We start from the raw sequence: 19,142 nt of genomic DNA on the forward strand, positions 1-19,142 counted from the left end.
CACCTGATCCGCCTGCGGCCAAAGCTGTGCTGGGTCCCTGAGGCTGAGCCAGGCCCCCGCAGCGTCGAGCGGGTGGTCCAGTGGATTCTCAGCGCACACTTCCGGCCGTTCCGGGTCAGCCTCTCAGGATTGCGCTGGAATGGTCCCGGGTGAGCGCAGCGGCAACGTCAACCGCTGCCTTCAGCGAGGGAGACTCATTGACCAGGCAAGCATGGCCGACCAAGGAAGAATCAAGCGTAGTGTCCATATGCGGACACGTTGAGGCGGGTAGCGTCTGCAACATGCCACGATCAAAGCCAGCGCAGGGAGTAATACCCCCAGCTCGATGACCACGTTTCTCCAAAGGTAGTAATTTCCCAGTGACAGTGCGCCAGCGCTGGGAAGCAGGCCGACGGGGGCGGACAACTCTGGTCCAAGCGGCCACAGCACCGGAACCGGGTGTGCGCCCACCGCAAGATCCAGCAGCGGGTGCGATGCGCTGGCAGTCAACAGGGCCAGGAAGGGGAGACGGGTCGACGCAGTCGTTGCCAAGGGTATCCACACCAGCAGCGCGGTCACCATCGCAAACAGCAGGCTGTGCGTGATGCGGGGATCAGCGGCGTAATCGAACAGCCAGACCGCGAAATAGTCCAGGTCAGGGCAGACAGCGAGGGCGACGAACGGCAGTGCGGCCCACCACGACCTTGTCGGGAGCCATCTGCGGGAAGCCATGAAGAACGCGACGCCTGCGGCGGCGTGACCGGCGATGGAGGACATGGCGAAACCGGATCGTGGACTGGCCTGCATCCTCAAGCCGGAGTGTGAGCCCCCGATGCGCCGGAGATGAGGCCACGGTGAAGTCGATGACGGCAACGCGTTGAGATGGCTGCGGGCATACTGGCCAGTAGCACCATCACCCGGAGCATGGTCCCCTTGAGTTCGCCGCTTCCCCCGGTAACCGATGCCCTGGCCGCGTTCAGCCCGGCGACCCGTGCGTGGTTCGGCGCTGCATTCCCGGCGGCCACGCCGGCGCAGCAGGCGGCGTGGGCGGCCATCGCGGAGGGCGACCACACCCTGGTCATTGCCCCCACCGGCTCGGGCAAGACACTGGCCGCGTTCCTGCATGCCATTGACCGCCTGTTCGGCGAGAAGGACGCGGCGCTACGCGAGCGGGTACCGCCTTCGGCGCGCAACATGACTCGCGTGTTGTACGTCTCTCCGATCAAAGCCTTGGCGGCCGACGTGCAGCGCAACCTGCAGCGGCCCTTGCAGGGCGTGCGGGCGCAGCGCAGACAGCAACAGCTGCCCGATGTCGATCTCTCGGTCGCCATCCGCAGCGGAGATACACCCACTGCCGAGCGCGCGCGCCTGGTGCGCAAGCCGCCGGACATTCTGATCACCACGCCCGAATCGCTGTTTCTGATGCTGACCTCCAACGCGCGCGAGACGCTGCGCGGTGTCGGCACGATCATCATCGACGAGATCCACGCCGTGGCGGGGACCAAGCGCGGCACCCATCTGGCGCTGAGCCTGGAGCGACTGGACGCGCTGCTGGAGCAGCCCGCCCAGCGGATCGGGCTGTCTGCGACGGTCCGCCCGGCACAGGTCGTGGCGGAGTTCCTGGGCGGTGACCGCCCCGTCACCGTGGTCAATCCCCCTTCGCCGCGCCATCTGGAAATGAAGATCGTCGTGCCCGTCGAGGACATGGCGGATATTCCTACGCGCGGGGGCGATGCCGGGGAGTCGCGCGCTGGCTCGATCTGGCCGCATGTGGAAGCCAGCATTCTGGATGAGGTGCTGCGGCATCGTTCCACCATTGTGTTTGCCAACTCGCGTGGCGTGGCGGAGCGGCTTACCGCGCGGTTGAATGCGTTGCATGCGGAGCGGGTTGGGATGGGGGCAGCCGGGCAAGGCCCGGCTCTACGCGAAGAAGTGCTGGGCTCGTTTACGGGCAGCACGTCAGGTCGCGTCGACAACGCCGGTGAACTGATCGCGCGCTCGCACCATGGGTCGGTGTCGAAGGAGCAACGCGCGCAGATCGAGCAGGCGCTCAAGGACGGCGCGCTGCGCTGTGTGGTCGCGACCTCCAGCCTGGAGCTGGGCATCGACATGGGCGACGTGGATCTGGTGATCCAGGTCGCCGCCCCCCTTTCAGTGGCCAGTGCGCTGCAGCGGGTCGGTCGTGCCGGCCATCAGGTGGGCGGCACGTCTAGTGGGCGGGTGTATCCGCGTACGCGCCGGGACCTGATCGATGCGGCAGTGGTGGTGGAAAGCATGCTGGCCGGGCAGATCGAAGCACTCGAGCTGCCGCTCAACCCGTTGGATGTGCTGGCTCAGCAAACGGTTGCTGCGGTGGCGATGGAGCCGCTGCAGGTGGACGCCTGGTATGCGCGGGTTCGCCGCGCGGCACCCTATCGGACGCTGCCTCGCAGTGCGTTCGACGCCACGCTGGACATGCTGGCCGGCCGCTACTCGTCGGACGACTTCGCCAGCTTCCGGCCGCGGCTGGTCTGGGACCGCGACACCGGCCTGCTCACCGCACGCCCGGGAGCGCGGCAATTGGCAGTGACCAGCGGCGGCACCATCCCTGACCGTGGCCTCTACAGCGTGCTGCTGCCCGAAGGGGTGGAGCGTGCCGGCTCACGCCGTGTGGGCGAACTCGACGAGGAGATGGTGCACGAATCCCGGGTCAACGACGTGATCACGTTGGGCGCGACCTCCTGGCGCATCGATCAGATCACCCACGACCAAGTGATCGTCAGTCCGGCCCCTGGACGCTCGGCGCGGCTGCCGTTCTGGCGCGGCGAGGGGGTGGGGCGGCCGGCCGAGCTGGGGCAGGCCATCGGTGCATTGCTTGGGGCGCTGGACACGGCACCGGAGGCGACGAGCGCTGATGCGCTGCCCGCAGCGCTGCGCGAGCGGCTACGCGGATGTGGCCTGGAAGACAACGCCATCGTCAACCTGCTGCGCCTGGCGCAGGAGCAGCGCGCCGCCACCGGTATGCTGCCGAGCGACCGGAAACTGGTGGTGGAGCGGTGCCGCGACGAAACCGGCGACTGGCGGCTCATGCTGCACTCGCCTTACGGACGGCGGGTGCATGATGCCTGGGCGCTGGCAGTCGCCGACCGACTTCGCGAGCACTGGCACGTGGATCCGAATGTGGTGTCCAGCGACGATGGCATCGTCGCCCGCATCCCGGATACGACCGGTCGGGTGCCGGATGCGGCGGTCTTCGTGTTCGATCCCGCCCGCCTGCGGCAGGTCATTACCCAGCGGGTCGGTGGTTCAGCGTTGTTCGCGGCGCGCTTCCGCGAATGTGCCTCGCGCGCGCTGCTGCTGCCGCGCCAGCAGCCGGGCAAGCGCTCGCCGCTGTGGCAGCAGCGGCTGCGTGCCGGCCAGTTGCTGGCGGTGGCGCAGCAGTACCCGGACTTTCCCATCCTGGTGGAAACCGCCCGCGAGTGCCTGCAGGATGTCTATGACCTGGACGCGCTGGGCCAGTTGATGCAGCACATCGCCAGCGGCGCGGTGCAGCTGGTGGACGTGCAGACCGAGGTACCTTCGCCCTTCGCGGCCGACCTGCTGTTCGGCTACGTGGCCGAATTTCTGTATGGCAGCGATGTGCCGCTGGCCGAGCGTCGTGCGTCGGTGCTGGCACTGGACAGCCGCCTGCTGGGCGATCTGCTGGGCCAGGTCGACCTCGCGGAACTGCTGGACCCGGTCGCGGTGCAGGGCGTGGCCGACGCGTTGCAGCGTCTGTCGCCGGAGCGCCAGGTGCGGGGTGCCGAAGGGATTGCGGATCTGCTGCGTGAGCTGGGACCGATGAGCGAAGCACAGGTCGCCGTACGTCTGCAGGATGAGGACGCGCTGGCACTGCTGCAGTCGCTGCAGAAGCAGCGCCGCGTCATCCGTGTGACGCTGGCAGGCATGCCGCAGTGGGCAGCCATTGAAGATGCCGCGCGGCTGCGCGATGCACTGGGCGTGGCGCTGCCAGCGCGGATACCCGCGACGTTCCTGGAAGCCTCCCAGGATCCGCTGGGCGACCTGATCGGCCGCTATGCCCGCACCCATGGACCTTTCACATCGGCACAGGTGGCCGCAGCGTTTGGATTGGGAACGGTGGTGGTCGAGAGCGTGCTGGCCGGGTTGGTCGAGCAGGGGCGGGTGTTGGCAGGTGACTTCGGTGCGCCGGCCACCCCGCCAGAGGTGGCGGACGACGGTGCCGGAAGCCGCCGTTGCTGGGTGGATGACGCGGTGTTCGCCCGGCTGCGCGTGCGCTCGCTGCAGGCCGCTCGCGCGGCGACGCGCCCAGCCCGGCGCGAGGCCTACGTGAACCTGCTGCTGGAACGGCAGGGCGTGGGAGCACTGGAAGGCAGTGATGGTGTCCTGCGCGTGATCGAGCAACTGGCGGGCGTGGCGTTGCCGGCAGCGACCTGGGAGCAGCAGGTGCTTCCTGCACGCGTGCGGGATTACACGCCCGCAGTACTTGATGCGTTGATCGCCTCGGGTGAGGTGGTCTGGGCCGGACACGCGCGCGGTGGCGACGACGATGCGTGGGTGTCACTGCATCTGCAGGAATCTGCCAGTGAGTCCCTGCCGCCGCTGCAGGACGCATCACTGTCGGCCCTGCAGCAGGCCATCATCAATGTGCTGTCCGACGGCGGCGCGTACTTTGCGCGCGCATTGGCGCAGCGGGTGGTGAACGCAGGCGGCGACGACGCGGATGCGTTCCACGCTGCCTTGTGGGAGCTGGTGTGGCAAGGGCGCATCACCTGCGATCTGTGGACACCCCTGCGTGCGCTGGGCGGCGACAAGCCGCCACGCCCACGTGCGACGACGGCGCTGCGCCGGCGACGCGGGTTCCGCGTGATGATGCACGACGGGATCAGCAGTCCCAGTGGTCCCACCCAGGCCACGGTTGGTCGTGTCCAGATGACTGCCGCCACGCTGGCCGGGCGCTGGTCGCTGCTGCAGCGCGATGCCATCAGTGAGACCACGCGCGCGGTCGCCTTGGCTGAGGCGCTGCTGGACCGGCATGGCGTGGTCACCCGTGGGGCGGCGATGGCCGAGGACGTAGTGGGCGGCTTCCCGGCCATCCAGCAGGTGTACCGCGGCATGGAGGACACCGGGCGGGTGCTGCGCGGCCGCTTTGTGGAAGGCATGGGCGGTGCCCAGTTCGCCGAGCGTTACACCATCGATCGTCTGCGCGAACTGGCGGACCGCGCCGACGACGCGGTGGCTGCGGTAGCACTATCGGCGGTCGATCCCGCCAATCCCTATGGGACGGTGATGCCATGGCCGTCCCACGCGGCGGGCACCCGACCCATACGCCGCCCGGGTGCGTGGGTGGTGATCGGCTCGGGCGGGCTGCAGTTGTACCTCACGCAAGGCGGCCGCTCGCTGTTGAGCTACGTGGACGCGGATGCTGCCGACGCCGAAGAGCGCCTGGGCTTCGCTGCGCGGGCATTGGCCACGGCGCTGCGGCGCAATCCGCGGCTGCGCTTCACCCTGGATCTGATCGATGACGTCCCGGTGGGGCGGGGCAGGGTTACCGATGCGCTGCGTGCCGCCGGTTTCCGCAATGCACCTCGCGGCTTGAACTGGGAGGGTTGACGACTGCTCCACGGAATTGGACAGAACCTTTACCCTCGCTTCCGCATGCTGGCGTTCCCCATTGATGGAGCCCGCCATGAACGTCCTGATGGTGCTCACCTCACACGACCAGCTCGGAAACACCGGCAGAAAAACCGGCTTCTGGCTGGAAGAGTTCGCCGCGCCGTACTACGTATTCACCGATGCCGGCGTGCATGTCACCCTGGCTTCGCCTGCGGGTGGCCAACCGCCCCTGGACCCCAAAAGCGACGAGCCGGACTTCCAGACCGCCTTGACCGCCCGCTTCAAACAGGACACGGCCGCGCAGAAGGCATTGGCCAGCACGGTGCAGCTCTCGCACGTGGACCCGGCGGACTTCGACGCGGTGTTCTACCCCGGCGGTCACGGACCGCTCTGGGACCTGGCCGAATCGCGCGATTCCATTGCGCTGATTGAAGCGTTTGACCGGGCCGGAAAAGCGATCGGCTTTGTCTGCCACGCCCCCGGCGTGCTGCGTCACGTCAACGGCGCGCATGGCTCGCCGCTGGTGAAGGGGCGTCACGTCACTGGCTTCAGCAACAGTGAGGAGGCCGCCGTCGAGCTGACCGACATCGTGCCCTTCCTGGTGGAAGACGAGCTGGCCCGGCTGGGCGGTCGCTACGAGAAGGGGGCCGACTGGGGCCAGTACGTGGTCACTGACGGCAAGCTGGTCACCGGGCAGAACCCCGCCAGCTCCGAGGAAGCCGCCCGGGAACTGCTGCGGGTGGCCGCGCGCTGACACAGCAGGTGCTCCGGATGGCGGATGAGCCGATTAGGGGGCATAATCGGCTCACAAAATGAGCCGATTAGCCCTTCTAATCGGCTCACTCACCTGAATGGAGTGTTCATGTCTGGTCCGCTGTGGATCTGGGAGCGCCCTGACTGGCCCGCCTTCCGCTGGGAGTCCGATGTGTTGGCCCCGCTTCTCCGCCAGTGCGTGGAAGCCCAGGGACAACTGCTGGGCATGGCAGGTGCCGCCGACCCTTTGGGACAGGCCGAAGATGCCTTGGACACGCTCCTGGCCAACATCGTCACTTCTTCTGCGATCGAAGGGGAAGAGTTGAACGTGGGTTCGGTTCGGTCCTCGCTGGCTCGTCGTCTGGGTATCGAGTCGGAGGCGATCACGCGCACCAGCGCACGCAGTGAAGGGCTGGCTGAGCTCATGCTCGATGCCACCGGACATCCGGAACGCGCCTTGGACAATGCACGGTTGATGCAGTGGCATCGCTGGCTGTTTGCCGCGCAGGACGATCTGCTACCGCTGCGCATCAGGGTGGGAGGGCTGCGTGGCGAAGAGCCGATGCAGGTGGTGTCGGGCCGAATTGACCGCCCCACAGTTCACTTCGAGGCTCCGCCCAGGGATGGACTCGAACTTCAGGTGGATGCGTTTCTGACCTGGTTTGCCGCCTCCCGTGAGGATGCAACGCTGGACCCGCTGCTGCGCGCAGGCATTGCACACTTCTGGTTCGTGACCCTGCACCCGTTTGACGATGGCAATGGTCGCTTGACCCGTGCGCTCACTGACCTGGCGCTGGCGCAAGGCCAACCCCAGGCAATCCGCTTCCACGCCATGTCGGCCAGCATCCTGGAAGACCGGGCGGGCTACTACCGTGTACTGGAAAGTAGTCAGAAGGCAGATCTGGACATCACAGCGTGGTTGCAATGGTTCTTGCGGACGCTGCATAAAAGTCTGCTTCAGGCGATGAAGCGCATCGATGCGGTGCTTGCCAAGGCACGGTTCTGGCAACAGCACCGCATGGATGATCTGTCGGCCGAGCAGATCAAGGTTCTCAACCGCCTGCTGGATGGCGGCGAGCGGGGCTTCGAGCAAGGAATCAGTGCGCGTCAGTATCAGGCGGTGGCCAAGGTATCCAAGGCGACGGCGACGCGTCACTTGGCCGAGTTGCTGGAGAAGGGCTGCCTGCGTCGATTGCCTGGGAGCGGACGAAGCGTGCGCTACGAGATCAACGCCTGATACGAATCTGCCGGGCCCTTCTGGGCCCGGCACTTCTGGCAGGCATTCCTGCTCAGAACTTCCAACCCACTCGCGCGTAATAGAACCCGCCGTTGAAGCCATAGGGCGAGTGCACCGGGTACTCGGCACCGGCCACGCCGCTCCAGGGATTCTTCGCCGGGGTGCGGTCGAACAGGTTCTGCGCGCCCAGGCTGAAGTACAGGCCCGAGTCGAACTTCCAGCCCACCTCGGCGTCCACGATCAGCGCGCTGCCGCCGTAGATCGGCAGGCCACCGTCCGCCGCCGAGATCACGCCGCTGTCCAGGTGATCCTCATACCAGGAGCTGTAGTAGTTGAAGCGCAGGTTGGCATGGAAGATCTGGCGCTGGTGGTGGATGCTGAAGTAGCCCTTGGTCTTGGGCAGTGACTCCTCGAGCTTGTACACACGCGCTTCGTCGATGAAGTCGGTGTCGAAGCGGTCCACCTTGGTCTTGTTCCAGTTCGCGGCAAGCGAGTAGGTGGTATCGCCACCGAAGTGGTCGCTCTTGTAGCTGGTGACCAGGTCCACGCCGGTGGTGGTGGTGTCAAACGCATTGCCGAAGTAGGTCACCTGCGAAATGGACGCCGCCTCCGGATTGCCGCCGGCTACCAGCGCGGCGCGTTCGGCGTCGGTGATGGTGAAGCTGGTACTCAGCGCGATGCGGTCTTCCACTTCGATGCGGTAGCCGTCCAGCGTCACCAACCAGTTGCCTTCGGTCCACACCGCACCCAGCGAGAAGTTCTTCGATTCTTCCGGGGTCAGCGGCTGTGCGCCCTTGATCTGCGCGATCGGGTTGGTAGGCGGCAGCGTGGCGATGTCTTCCAGCGCGGTACCACCGAACACGGTGCTGATCTGGCTGATGTTGGCCTGGCCCGGGGTCGGGGCACGGAAGCCGGTGTTGTACGCACCACGGATGGCGAAGTTCGGCGTGAAGTCGAAGCGGCCGGTCAGCTTGCCGGTGGTAGTACTGCCGAACGAGTCATAGTCCTCGAAACGCAGCGCGCCTGCGAGCAGGAACTTCTCGGTGAGCTGCGCTTCCAGATCGGCATACGCCGCCCAGTTGCGGCGATCGAACGTGCCGGCGGTGCGCGGGCTGAAGCCGTTGAAGCCGTTGGAGCCCAGCGCGAAGCCCTGTTCGGTAAGCGGACCAATCGCGGTGGACGGACCATCACCCTGGCTGATCTTGAAGCTCTCCTCGCGCCATTCCGCACCCAACGCCAGACGCAGCGGCTGGCTGCTGAAGGTGACCGGGATGTCGCGGCTCACATCGACGTTGAAGTTCTTTTCGGTCTGGGTGTTGCCGCCCGGACGGAAATACAGGTTGGCCGGCTGATCCGGACCCAGCGAGGCGTTCACCGTGTTGTAGATGGTGAATTCAATGTCGTTGCGGCCGTACGAACCGCTCACGTCCCAGTACCACTCGCCCAGCGTGCCCTTGGCACCGGCGACCACGGACGCGTCTTCCAGCTTGCCGCCAAAGCGTGGGGTGAAGCCACCGGGCAGGCTGGAGAGGAAGGTGAAGCAGTTGGCGGGCAGCGCGCCTACCGCAGCAGCAACGCCCGCGTAGGGCAGCAGGTTGCCGGAGGGATCGCGCAGGGCAATGGTGGGGCAGGTACCCACGCCGGTCAGGTTGCCAACCAGCAGCGTCTCGCCGCCGTCATTGGAGTACACGCCCGAGCGCGCGGTGGGATCGCGGTAGTAGAAGCCGCCGTCCACTTCACGCTTGGCGTAGTTGCCGAACAGGTAGAAGTCCACGTTCTCGGTGGTCAGGCCCAGGTTGGCGACGAACTTGAAGTCATCATCGACCTTGGGCGAACCCCAGATCTGCGCCGGGTTCTGCACATCCGGATAGCCGGCCGCTGCCGCTGCGGCGGCGTCGTCACGCTGCACGCTGCGCGAGGTGTCGTCGGCCTTGCGCCATTCGGCGGTGAAGGTGGCAAAGCCGTGCTCGGTCAGCGGCAGGCCGATCTGCGCCGAGTACTGCGTGGTCAGGCCATCGCCCTCGTAGTACTTGCCGGTGAACACTTCGGCGGTGCCGCCTTCGCGCAGCTTCTTGAGGCCGAAGTTGAGCACGCCTGCAATGGCGTCCGAGCCGTACTGCGCGGCCGCGCCATCACGCAGCACGTCCACCTGTTCCAGCGCCAGTGACGGGAATACCGAAAGGTCCGGTCCCTGCGCACCATCGGACAGGCCGTGTCCGAGGAAGGTGATCACCGCCGAGCGGTGGAAGCGCTTGCCGTTGACCAGCAGCAGGGTGTTGTCCGGCGGCAGGCCACGCAGGTTGGCCGGACGCACCAGGCTGGCGGCGTCATCGATGGGAATGGTGCTGACGTTGAACGAGGGCACCAGCACCTTCAGCTGGTCGAGGGCATCGGTGGCACCCTGGTTGCGGAATTCTTCTCCGCTGATGATGTCGATCGGCACTGCCGACGACGAGACGGTACGGGGTTTGGTGCGGCTGCCGAGCACTGAAACGGTGTCCAGTGTGGTGGCCGAGCTTCCCTCTGTGCTGCTGTCCTGTGCGGCCGCGCCGGGGCTGGCGGCCAGCAGCGCGGTGGCAAGGGCCACCATCACTGCAGATGCCAATGGCTTTATCGCTTTTGGGGCCTGAACACTACTGCCAATACGGTAGTTCATGCATGCACCTTGCAGTCAGTTTTTTGGGTGGTCGTTCTGTCAGTGCTTCATCCAGTTGGTTCTCCTTGCGGCCAGGGCCCTGGTCGCTACACGCAGAATTAACAGAACGCAAACCGTACTGCAACGAATCTTTCGTTTTGGCGATATAAGCCGCGAAATAGATCACATAACCCGGCGATATATGTGCTTTTGGCATGTACTATGTGCCTCAGGCAAACATAAGAGCCCATCATGTCCGAGCCAAACCGTGAAGCAGTGGCACAGGTGCGCGCGTTCAACCGCTTCTACACCCGCCAGATCGGCGTCCTGGAAGAGCGGCTGCTGGACAGCGCGTTCACCCTGACCGAGGTGCGCGTGTTGTTCGAGTTGGCTGAAGGGCAGGGCATTACCGCCGCGCAGCTCGGCCAGCGCCTGGGACTCAATGCCGGCTATCTCAGTCGACTGCTCAGTGGCCTGCAGACGCGCGGGCTGGTCCGCCGCGAGCCTTCCGCGATGGACGGGCGGGCGAACCGGCTGGTGCTCACCGATGAAGGTCGCACTGCATTCGCCCAGCTTGATGCAGCATCCACCGACAGCATCGGCGCCCTGGTGGGAACGCTGAGCGAGCCGGGACAGCAGCGCCTGGTCGAGTGCATGGACCAGATCCGCGCGCTGCTGGGCGGTTCCGCTGGCTCCTATGTGCTGCGCGATCCGCGCCCGGGTGACATGGGCTGGGTGATCCACAAACACGGCACCCTGTACGCACGTGAGTTTGGTTGGAACGCCGAGTTCGAGGCACTCGTTGCCGACATCGTCACCCGCTACCTGCGCGAACATGATCCACAGACCGAGCGCTGCTGGATCGCCGAACTCGACGGCAACGCGGTGGGCTCGGTGTTCGTGGTCCGCCATGATGCGCAGAACGCCAAGCTGCGGCTGCTGCATGTGGATGCCAGTGCGCGCGGCCTTGGCATCGGCCAGCGGCTGGTTGAAGAGGCCATGAGCTTCGCACGCGCGGTGGGCTACAAGCGTATGGTGTTGTGGACCAACGCGGCACTCGTTGACGCGCGTCGACTGTACGAACGCGCCGGCTTCGAACTGCTGACCGAGCAGCATGAACAGCTGTTCGGGAAGCCCCAGGTGTCGCAACTGTGGGCGCGCGCACTGTAAACGGGCGCAGTGTGCAGTAGAAATACGGTATTGCTGAACAAGTCAGCTTGCTACGCTCCTGCACGTCGGTATCGCGCAGGACGCTGTGGACGAAGGTCCACTTCCCCGACCGTCTGGCGGACTCGTCAGTAAGGAAGACAGCACGTGAATCAGTTGATCGCCATCCGGGCGTTCACCCGCGTTGTGGAGACGGGCAGCTTCACGCGTGCCGCCGAAGCGCTGGACATGCCCGCCGCGACCCTCAGCAAGACCGTGCGCGAGCTGGAGGCGCATCTGGGCGTACGCCTGCTCGAGCGCACCACCCGACGGGTGTCAGTCACCGCCGAAGGCGTGCTGTACTACGAGAAGGCGGGGCGCATCCTGCATGACCTGGAAGACATCGATGCCTCGTTCGGCGCGGTGAGCGATGCGCCACGCGGCGTGCTGCGCGTGGATGTGGGCGGGGCGACGGCGCGTAACGTGCTGGTCCCCGCGTTGCCGGATTTCCTCGAGCGCTATCCCGACATCCGCCTGGAACTGGGCGTTTCGGACCGGCCCCTCAGCCAGATCAGCGAGCACGTGGACTGCGTGGTGCGCATTGGTGCGCTGGCCGATGCCTCGATGGTCACCCATCTGCTGGGCTATGCCGAGGTGGTGAGCTGCGCCAGTCCCACCTACCTGGCGTGGCATGGCACCCCTGAGCACCCGGATGCGCTGCGTCACGGGCACCGGTTGCTGAACTACCTTTCGCCGATGAGCGGCCGGCCCTTTCCGTTCCGCTTCGAGCAGGGCGATGACCGCGTGGAGATCATTGCCGAGAACCAGCTGGGCATCAACGAGAGCAACGCGCATCTGGCGGCGGCGGTGGCCGGACTCGGCGTGATCCAGACCTTCCTGCACACCGCGCGGCCGGCATTGCAGTCCGGTGAGTTGGTGGAAGTGCTGCCGGACTGGCGGCCGTCGGCGTTGCCGCTGCTGCTGGTCTATCCGCAGACGCGGCAGATGACCCATCGGCTGCGGGTGTTCGTGGAATGGGTAATCGAGGCCTTCAGCTCGCGGCTCGGCTGAGTTCGCGCGTAATGCTGACGACAAAGCACGCACCGGCATCTTGGTCGGGAGGTGTCAGCACAATCTCCCAGCCGTGCGAGAGACAGATCTCCATGCAGATCGCCAAGCCCAGGCCCGCCCCCTCGCTTTCCTTCGGTGCTCCGCGCCAGAACCGCTTGAACAGCAATGGGCGATGCGCGGCGTCGACGCCGGGTCCAGCATCGCGCACGCTGAAGCCAAGGTGGTTCACCTGTATATGCACGGTGCTGCCACGCGGGGAATGGTGGATGGCATTTTCCAGCAGGTTCTTGACCAGCACGAAGACCGCCGACGCGTCCGCCTCCACCTCGGTTTCCGAGGGGTCGGCCACCTGCACCACCACCGCCACCGCGTGCTGCTTCGCCAGCCGTGAAAGGTAGTCGACGGTGTCCGCAATCACCGTGCCCAGATGAACCGGAGCAAAGGTGTAGTTGTGTCCTTCGCTGACTTCGGCAAGGTGCAGCAGTTGATGGACCTGGCGGGCCATCTGCGCGGTATCGCGCAGCAGAAGCGGCGTGTTTGGAGCTCCGCTGAGTTCGATCTCCGCCTGCAGCAGCGCCAGCGGCGTCTTCAGTTCATGTGCGGCGGCGGCCAGGAACTCCTGCTGCACCCGGTAGCCCTGCTCCAGGCGCGCCAGCGCCGCGTTGAAGGCATCGATCAGGGGCACCACCTCCGACGGCAGGTGCTCACTGCGTAGGCGCATGCCGAGCCGGCGTGGTCCTACCTGTGTGGCGGCACGCGAGACCTGGTGCAGGGGCCGGAGCATGCAGCGCACGGTGAGGTAGATGACCGCTGCAAAGGTCAGCAGTGCCAGTGCACCGACCGCCAGCCCGGCGCGAAGATAGAGTTTGGTGGCGTGGTTCTTGAGCGTGCTCACCAGCCGGTCGCTGCGGGCGATGCGGGCCGTGTAGTCGCGGCTGGCATGCGTCATCGGAGCCTCGATCACCTGCAGGGTGATGGTGCCGGCTGGATTGGCGACGGTCATGTCGGTGGCCCCCACGGGCAGGCCCATCAGCGCCTGCAATGCCGGTCCCGGTCGGCTGCTGGCGACGGTGCGGCCGGTGGCATCGATGATCCAGAATGCGGCGTCGCGCGGCATGGCGTCGTAGACGTTGCCGACCTCGGCCGGCAGATCCAGCCGCAGCGTGCCATCTGCCGCACTACGAAGCCCGGCACGCAACTCAGCCACCTCTTCGACCAGCTCTTCACGGGTCAGGGTTTCGGGCGTGGCGTGTCGGGCCAGCAGCAACAGTGCGGTGCCCGCGGCGGTGGCGGTGAGCAACGCCAGCAGGGCCGCCAGCATCAGGCGTGTGCTGAGGCTACGCGGCCGCATCGACAGGACGCAGGGCAAAGCCGAGGTTACGGACGTTGACGATGGCCAGCGTGGAGTCAATCGCGACCAGCTTGCGCCGCAGCCGGTGCAGCGCGACGTCCAGGGCATTCGGGGTAACCGCTTCGCCCATGCCCCATGCCGCTGTTTCCAGCGCCCGGCGGCGGACCACCTGTCCGGCAGCGCGCACCAGTGCAATGGTGATCTGCAGCTCGGCCGGTGCCAGGCTGATCAGTTCTTCGCCGCAGCGCAGGCTGCTGCTCTCTGCCAGGACCTGAAGATCGTGGTGGACCAGCTGTAGATCACGCAGTTCGGCGGGACGTCGCATCAATGCGCGGACCCGCGCGCCGAGTTCTTCCATCGCGAAGGGCTTGGGCAGGTAATCGTCCGCACCGGCATCAAGCCCGTCGACGCGATCATGCAGCGCATCGCGGGCGGTCAGCATCAGGCACGGAATACGGTTGCCAGCGGCCCGCATGCGCCGCACCAGTTCCAGCCCATCACCGTCCGGCAGGCCGCGGTCAATCACCGCCAACGCATAGCCGTGGTCGGAAATGCCGTGCCAGGCCGCCTCGAGGCTGGTGAAGGTATCGACGGCGATTCCCGCTGCCCCCAGGCCACGCTCGACGAGGCTGGCCAGGCGCGCATGGTCCTCGACCAAGGCGATGCGGTTGCTCAACGGGGGCGGCGGTGGAAGCATCAGGGAACCGGGGCAGTGGGAGGGTCAGAAGCTGCGGGTGATGCCGATGCGCAGCCCTGCCGAGCCATCGGTATCGGGTTCGCTCAGCGGGCTGTCAGTGATCTCGCTGGGCAGGAACCGGTAGTCCACCGCACCCAGCAGCCGCCACTTTTCGCCCAGTGGTCGCGAAAAGGCAAGGCTGACCTGCGGCACCAGCGCCGAGCCCGGCTGATACCGCTGCACGCCGCGCGAGATCTCCTCGTCCAGCGTGCCATGGTAATAGCGCACCAGGTCATCGGACATCCAGCGCACGCCGACCCCCGGGATCAGCGTGCTGCGTCCCCACTTGAACGCATACGCATAGTCGGCGGCAATCTCGTAGCCGCCGCTGCGGTCAGTCACGTCAGCCAGTGCGCTCAGTTTGAACTCGCCGGCGCGGCTGCTCCAGCTCGCTGCCAATCCGGCGTCCAGACCGTCGTCGCGATCGCTCAGCTGCGACGGGTCGATACCGTTGGCGCGCAGTTCGCGCTGCCCGAGGTCGTCGATGTCGAATCCGTCCATGCGCGCTGACAGCACGGCATCCACGCGGAACCCGTTGCGGTTGATCAGATGCACACCCCCGCCCAGGCCCCGCCAGAAAACACGGTCACCCTCGTAGGTGAGCAGCGGCACCGGCCGTACCCGGGTGCCTTCACCGGCATAGGGACTCTGCCGCACCGACGCGGCCACGCCGATCGACCAGCGGTCATCGTCCACCTTGGCGAGCAGGTCGCCGGTACTGGTGGTCTGCGCCAGGGCGAGGCTGGGCAGCAGGACAGGGAGGGATACCAGGTACTTGAACATGCAGGACTTCCGGGGGAGGACCGGGTGAGTCTTGCGGCAGCGGACTTACGCGCGCCTTACGGCTTTGGCGGCCGTCGGCATCGATTCAGCCAGATGCGGGTGATCAGCGCGGTGGCAGCCAGAACATCAGGAAAACAATCACCACCAGCAGCGCGACCACCACCCAGCGGTAGCCATTGGGCGACAGGAATCCGAACAGCGATACCTCGGTGGTGGTGAACTCGCGGCGGCAGTTTGGACACCGCACCTGCAACGCGACATCGCGCTGATACATCGCATTGGTCGTGCGTAGACCGCCCGCCGATACCAGCGCCTTGCGCGCATCAAAACGGGTGGAGCATCCCGTGCAGGTCGTGAGCTTGGCCATCATGTATACCTCCCCAGGCAAGCATCAAGTATGCCATGCGGGACTGGCAGGCCGGCCAGCACTGCCGTAGTGTGCCCGCAGCCACCGATGACAAGGCAGTCCCATGACGCATGGCGATCTACCCGGCCGGATCCGCCTGAGTGGGCGGCGCTCACTCCGTGCCGGCCTGTTGTCCTTGCTCCTGTTGCTCGCGCCTGCAGCCGGTGCGCAGCAATCACTGCAATGGAATGCTCCCGCGGGTGCGACGGTCAGGCCGACCGATGCGGCCCTGGTCGGGTTGGCGCGGCAGCTGCTGGACGGCAGTGACGCTGTCCACTTGACGCCCGTGCAGCGCAGCCAGTCGCTGCTGGTGGCGGGGCAGTACGCGCAGGCATCCGCGGCTATCACTGCCCTGATGCACGCACTGCGTTCTGAGGGCAATGAGAGCCAGGCGCAGCGCTGGACGCCGTACTTGTTGATGGCGAAGGCCGGCAACCCGGCAGAGCCCGGATTCGATCGTGCCTATGCGGCGGCATTTGCTGCCTGGTTCGCCGCACTCGACGATGTGTCGGCGCTGAAAACGCACTACTGGTTCAGCACCAACCTGCCGGCGGCGCAGGCGAAGCTGGATGCCGCCCTGGCCACGTACGCCGGCAGCGCCAGTCTGACCCACGAGCAGGCGCTGGATCTGATCCGGCAGGCGGCATTCGTTGCGACGTTCAGGGTGACCAGCCGGCTTGCACCGGATCTGATCCGCGCCGACGAGGATCGTCGCTTCGAGATCGACGATTCAGTCCGCATTCCCGCGATGGAAGGCGTTGTGCTTTCCGCGCACGTGGCCCGTCCCCGCAGGTCCGCTGCGCCGCCCCCGGCCGCGATGCTGTTCACCATCTATACCGACCCGGCCCGCAACCGTACCCAGGCCGCGCTGGCCGCAGCGCACGGCTATGTGGGCGTGGTCGTCGACGCGCGCGGCAAGCGACTGGGTACGGGCACGGCCGCACCCTACGAAACCGAGGGCGTCGATGCGGCCGCCGCCGTTGACTGGATCAGCCAGCAGCCATGGACCGACGGGCGCGTGGTGATGTACGGCGGCAGCTACTCCGGCTTTGCCGCATGGGCGGCCGCCAAGCATGCACCGCCGGCGTTGAAGGCGATCGCGCCCTACGTCGCGGCGATCCCGGGTCTGGGGCTGCCGATGGAAAACAACGTGTTTCTGTCGGCCAACTACGCCTGGCCGTTCTATGTCGCCAACAATCGTCTGCTGGACAACGACACCTACAACCAGCGCGAGCGTTGGGATGCGCTGACCGAGCGCTGGTACACCTCCGGTCGTCCTTACCGGCAGATCGACCAGGTCGATGGCACGCCCAACCGCTGGCTGCAGCGCTGGCTCGCGCATCCCGACTACGATGCCTACTGGCAGGCGATGGTCCCGTACGGCGACGACTTCTCCCGCATCCGCATTCCGGTGCTGTCGATCACCGGCTACTACGATGACGGGCAGATCTCGGCACTGCATTACTTTCGCGAGCACTATCGTCATCTGCCCGATGCGGATCACCGGTTGCTGATCGGCCCCTACGACCACTTCGGCACACAGGCCAACGTCAAGGCAATGGAGCTGCGCGGCTACAGCGTGGACCCGATCGCCCAGTTCGATACAGATGCCATCACGTTCCAGTGGTTCGACCACGTGTTGAACGGAGCCCCACTGCCGCCATTGCTGGCTGATCGGGTCAACTACCAGTTGATGGGGGCCAACCGGTGGGAGCATGCGCCATCGCTGCAGGCAGCGGGTGGTGGCATGACGACCTTCCATCTTTCCCGCGAGCGTGCGGGTACTGAGTACCGGTTGATCGAAACCCCCACGGCGCCGGCCGGTGTGCTGACCCAGGCCGTGAACTTCGCTGACCGCAACAGCAGCCGCCACAGCTACTACCCCTGGCCCATCCTGCGCGCAGGGCCGCCGGATGACGGTGGGCTGTCATTCGTCAGCGCTCCGTTTGATCAGCCCATGGACATGGTCGGCCCGTTCGGCGGTGACCTGAAGATCCGCATCAACAAGCGCGATGTCGACCTGACTGTGACACTGTATGAATGGCAGAAGGACGGGAAGGTCATGCAGCTCTCGTACTACGTCGGCCGCGCCAGCTATGCTGCGGACATGACATCCCGACACCTGCTTACCCCGGGTCAGTGGACCCAGGTGCCGTTGCAGCGCACGCGCATGACCGGCCGCCGCATTGCCAAGGGCAGCCGCCTGCTGGTGGTGGTGGACGTGCTCAAGGACGCCGAACACCAGGTCAACCACGGTACCGGCAAGGATGTCAGTGATGAGTCGGTCGCGGATGCGGGAGCCCCATTGAGCATCGACTGGAGCACTGACAGCATCCTCCGTATTCCGCTGCGTGCGGTGGCGGAATGAGCCCCGCAAGCGGACCCTCGCTGGCGCGCCGCCTGCGCAGGTGGATTGTCGCGCTGCTGCTGTTGGGTGTACTGGGCGTGGCGGCCATGGCGCTATGGAACAGCGAATGGCTGAAGGCCCCGCGCGCGATGTGGGAGCTGTCGCGCATGCCGCCGCCGACGGCATTGCCGGTTCCGGTGGAGGGCGTGGCGGCACGCCGCATCGCTGACACCTTCGGCGCGCCACGCGGGCGTGATCGTACCCATGCCGGCGTGGACATCTTCGCCAAACGCGGCACGCCGATTCGCAGCGCCGCGCCCGGCGTCGTGGTCGCGGTACGCGACCGTGGTCTTGGAGGGCGCCAGGTCTGGGTGGTGGGGCCGGCGCGTGAGCGTTACTACTACGCGCATCTGGAGGATTGGCGCGCTGGCCTGCAGGAGGGCGAGGTTGTTGCCGAGGGCGATCTACTGGGCTATGTCGGCACGACCGGGAATGCCGCCGGTACGCCGCCGCATCTGCATTGGGGCATCTACGGGGCCGATGGGGCCTACGATCCGCTGCCGCTGCTCAAGGCCTGGAAGCCGCTGAACACCTCACCGCAGCAGTAAAGGCTGCTGCCTCTCGTCATCGTCCCGTCGTCTGCGTGCGCTACAACGTGCGCGGTCGCGCAGGCATGCGCATGCAATTCGCCCTAAAGGTAATGCGAGATCGGCCGATACCGGTGCGTCCTTCTGCCTGGAGTGCGTGATGCACGCCCTGTCCCGTCGCCTGCAGTCTTTCACCCAACGCATGGACGCGTTGCCGCTCTGGCGCACGCTGTCACCCAAGGTGGCGGCGCTGCGCCGGATGAGTATCGCCAACAAGCTCAAGGTGAGCCTGGTGGTGTGTGGCTCCGGCCTGCTGGTGGTCGCCGCCGTGTACGGCTGGACCCGCCACAACAGCGAGCGCGCGGCCGACACCTTTGCCCGATACCAGCAGCATACCGCGCTGGCCGCGGCATTGAACGCGCAGGTCGCCGATGCAAGACGCCTGCAGACCCGCTACGCGGTCAGTTTCGACGACCAGGACCGCGCCGCCCTGCAGGC

13 protein-coding genes and 1 pseudogene are annotated in these 19,142 nt (G+C 66.2%); 8 read left to right on the forward strand and 6 right to left on the reverse strand.

Annotation, left to right across the window (positions count from 1 at the left end; genetic code table 11):
• Positions 1-180: 180 nt before the first annotated feature.
• The gene (locus tag QMX83_RS01495; protein WP_282294902.1) at positions 181-756 is read right to left on the reverse strand and encodes a metal-dependent hydrolase; all 576 of its coding nucleotides are present in this window, start codon (positions 754-756) and stop codon (positions 181-183) included.
• Positions 757-912: 156 nt separating this feature from the next.
• Here QMX83_RS01495 and QMX83_RS01500 point away from each other — a divergent pair, with 156 nt between their 5' ends.
• From QMX83_RS01500 to QMX83_RS01510, 3 genes are all read left to right on the forward strand, one after another.
• A complete protein-coding gene (locus tag QMX83_RS01500; RefSeq protein WP_282294903.1) occupies positions 913-5,589 on the forward strand; it encodes an ATP-dependent helicase in 4,677 nt (1,558 codons plus the stop codon).
• A 76-nt stretch (positions 5,590-5,665) separates the two neighbouring features.
• The gene (locus QMX83_RS01505) at positions 5,666-6,346 is read left to right on the forward strand and encodes a type 1 glutamine amidotransferase domain-containing protein (protein WP_282294904.1); all 681 of its coding nucleotides are present in this window, start codon (positions 5,666-5,668) and stop codon (positions 6,344-6,346) included.
• Positions 6,347-6,454: 108 nt separating this feature from the next.
• A complete protein-coding gene (locus QMX83_RS01510; RefSeq protein ID WP_282294905.1) occupies positions 6,455-7,582 on the forward strand; it encodes a Fic family protein in 1,128 nt (375 codons plus the stop codon).
• A 52-nt stretch (positions 7,583-7,634) separates the two neighbouring features.
• On the opposite strand, the gene QMX83_RS01515 is transcribed toward QMX83_RS01510, so the two are convergent.
• The gene (locus tag QMX83_RS01515; RefSeq protein WP_282294906.1) at positions 7,635-10,172 is read right to left on the reverse strand and encodes a TonB-dependent receptor; all 2,538 of its coding nucleotides are present in this window, start codon (positions 10,170-10,172) and stop codon (positions 7,635-7,637) included.
• A 297-nt stretch (positions 10,173-10,469) separates the two neighbouring features.
• Here QMX83_RS01515 and QMX83_RS01520 point away from each other — a divergent pair, with 297 nt between their 5' ends.
• Complete coding sequence (locus tag QMX83_RS01520) at positions 10,470-11,387, forward strand: helix-turn-helix domain-containing GNAT family N-acetyltransferase (RefSeq protein WP_282294907.1); 918 nt, start codon at positions 10,470-10,472, stop codon at positions 11,385-11,387.
• Between the two features lie 144 nt (positions 11,388-11,531).
• Positions 11,532-12,434, forward strand: a complete 903-nt coding sequence (locus QMX83_RS01525; RefSeq protein ID WP_282294908.1) for a LysR family transcriptional regulator — start codon at positions 11,532-11,534, stop codon at positions 12,432-12,434.
• On the opposite strand, the gene QMX83_RS01530 is transcribed toward QMX83_RS01525, so the two are convergent.
• The 4 genes from QMX83_RS01530 to QMX83_RS01545 form a co-directional block, all read right to left on the reverse strand.
• The gene (locus tag QMX83_RS01530) at positions 12,415-13,755 is read right to left on the reverse strand and encodes an ATP-binding protein (protein WP_282294909.1); all 1,341 of its coding nucleotides are present in this window, start codon (positions 13,753-13,755) and stop codon (positions 12,415-12,417) included. The genes QMX83_RS01525 and QMX83_RS01530 overlap by 20 nt on opposite strands.
• A gap of 16 nt (positions 13,756-13,771) precedes the next feature.
• Positions 13,772-14,482, reverse strand: coding sequence for a response regulator transcription factor (locus tag QMX83_RS01535; protein WP_282294910.1), 711 nt, complete (start codon positions 14,480-14,482; stop codon positions 13,772-13,774).
• Positions 14,483-14,506: 24 nt separating this feature from the next.
• Positions 14,507-15,304, reverse strand: coding sequence for a MipA/OmpV family protein (locus QMX83_RS01540; RefSeq protein WP_282294911.1), 798 nt, complete (start codon positions 15,302-15,304; stop codon positions 14,507-14,509).
• A 103-nt stretch (positions 15,305-15,407) separates the two neighbouring features.
• The gene (locus tag QMX83_RS01545) at positions 15,408-15,674 is read right to left on the reverse strand and encodes a hypothetical protein (RefSeq protein WP_282294912.1); all 267 of its coding nucleotides are present in this window, start codon (positions 15,672-15,674) and stop codon (positions 15,408-15,410) included.
• Between the two features lie 172 nt (positions 15,675-15,846).
• On the opposite strand from QMX83_RS01545, the gene QMX83_RS01550 reads away from it, so the two are divergent.
• The 3 genes and pseudogenes from QMX83_RS01550 to QMX83_RS01560 form a co-directional block, all read left to right on the forward strand.
• Positions 15,847-18,078: a CocE/NonD family hydrolase gene (locus QMX83_RS01550; protein WP_282294913.1), complete on the forward strand. Its 2,232-nt coding sequence runs from the start codon at positions 15,847-15,849 to the stop codon at positions 18,076-18,078.
• Entirely contained in the window at positions 18,075-18,665 is a 591-nt protein-coding gene (locus QMX83_RS01555; RefSeq protein WP_282294914.1) for a M23 family metallopeptidase, read from the forward strand. The genes QMX83_RS01550 and QMX83_RS01555 overlap by 4 nt, the downstream gene beginning before the upstream one ends.
• A 139-nt stretch (positions 18,666-18,804) precedes the next feature.
• Positions 18,805-19,142 (forward strand): annotated as a pseudogene (locus tag QMX83_RS01560) (methyl-accepting chemotaxis protein); the annotation flags it as partial.

The organism is Stenotrophomonas sp. PS02289, from assembly GCF_029960115.1.
Taxonomy (GTDB): domain Bacteria; phylum Pseudomonadota; class Gammaproteobacteria; order Xanthomonadales; family Xanthomonadaceae; genus Stenotrophomonas.

Coding starts and splice junctions, on each gene's coding strand:
- QMX83_RS01540 (WP_282294911.1), bottom strand. CDS start 15,304: ATGTTCAAGTACCTGGTATCCCTCCCTGTCCTGCTGCCCAGCCTCGCC.
- QMX83_RS01530 (WP_282294909.1), bottom strand. CDS start 13,755: ATGCTGGCGGCCCTGCTGGCGTTGCTCACCGCCACCGCCGCGGGCACC.
- QMX83_RS01515 (WP_282294906.1), bottom strand. CDS start 10,172: ATGGTGGCCCTTGCCACCGCGCTGCTGGCCGCCAGCCCCGGCGCGGCC.
- QMX83_RS01535 (WP_282294910.1), bottom strand. CDS start 14,482: ATGCTTCCACCGCCGCCCCCGTTGAGCAACCGCATCGCCTTGGTCGAG.
- QMX83_RS01510 (WP_282294905.1), top strand. CDS start 6,455: ATGTCTGGTCCGCTGTGGATCTGGGAGCGCCCTGACTGGCCCGCCTTC.
- QMX83_RS01495 (WP_282294902.1), bottom strand. CDS start 756: ATGTCCTCCATCGCCGGTCACGCCGCCGCAGGCGTCGCGTTCTTCATG.
- QMX83_RS01520 (WP_282294907.1), top strand. CDS start 10,470: ATGTCCGAGCCAAACCGTGAAGCAGTGGCACAGGTGCGCGCGTTCAAC.
- QMX83_RS01505 (WP_282294904.1), top strand. CDS start 5,666: ATGAACGTCCTGATGGTGCTCACCTCACACGACCAGCTCGGAAACACC.
- QMX83_RS01555 (WP_282294914.1), top strand. CDS start 18,075: ATGAGCCCCGCAAGCGGACCCTCGCTGGCGCGCCGCCTGCGCAGGTGG.
- QMX83_RS01545 (WP_282294912.1), bottom strand. CDS start 15,674: ATGATGGCCAAGCTCACGACCTGCACGGGATGCTCCACCCGTTTTGAT.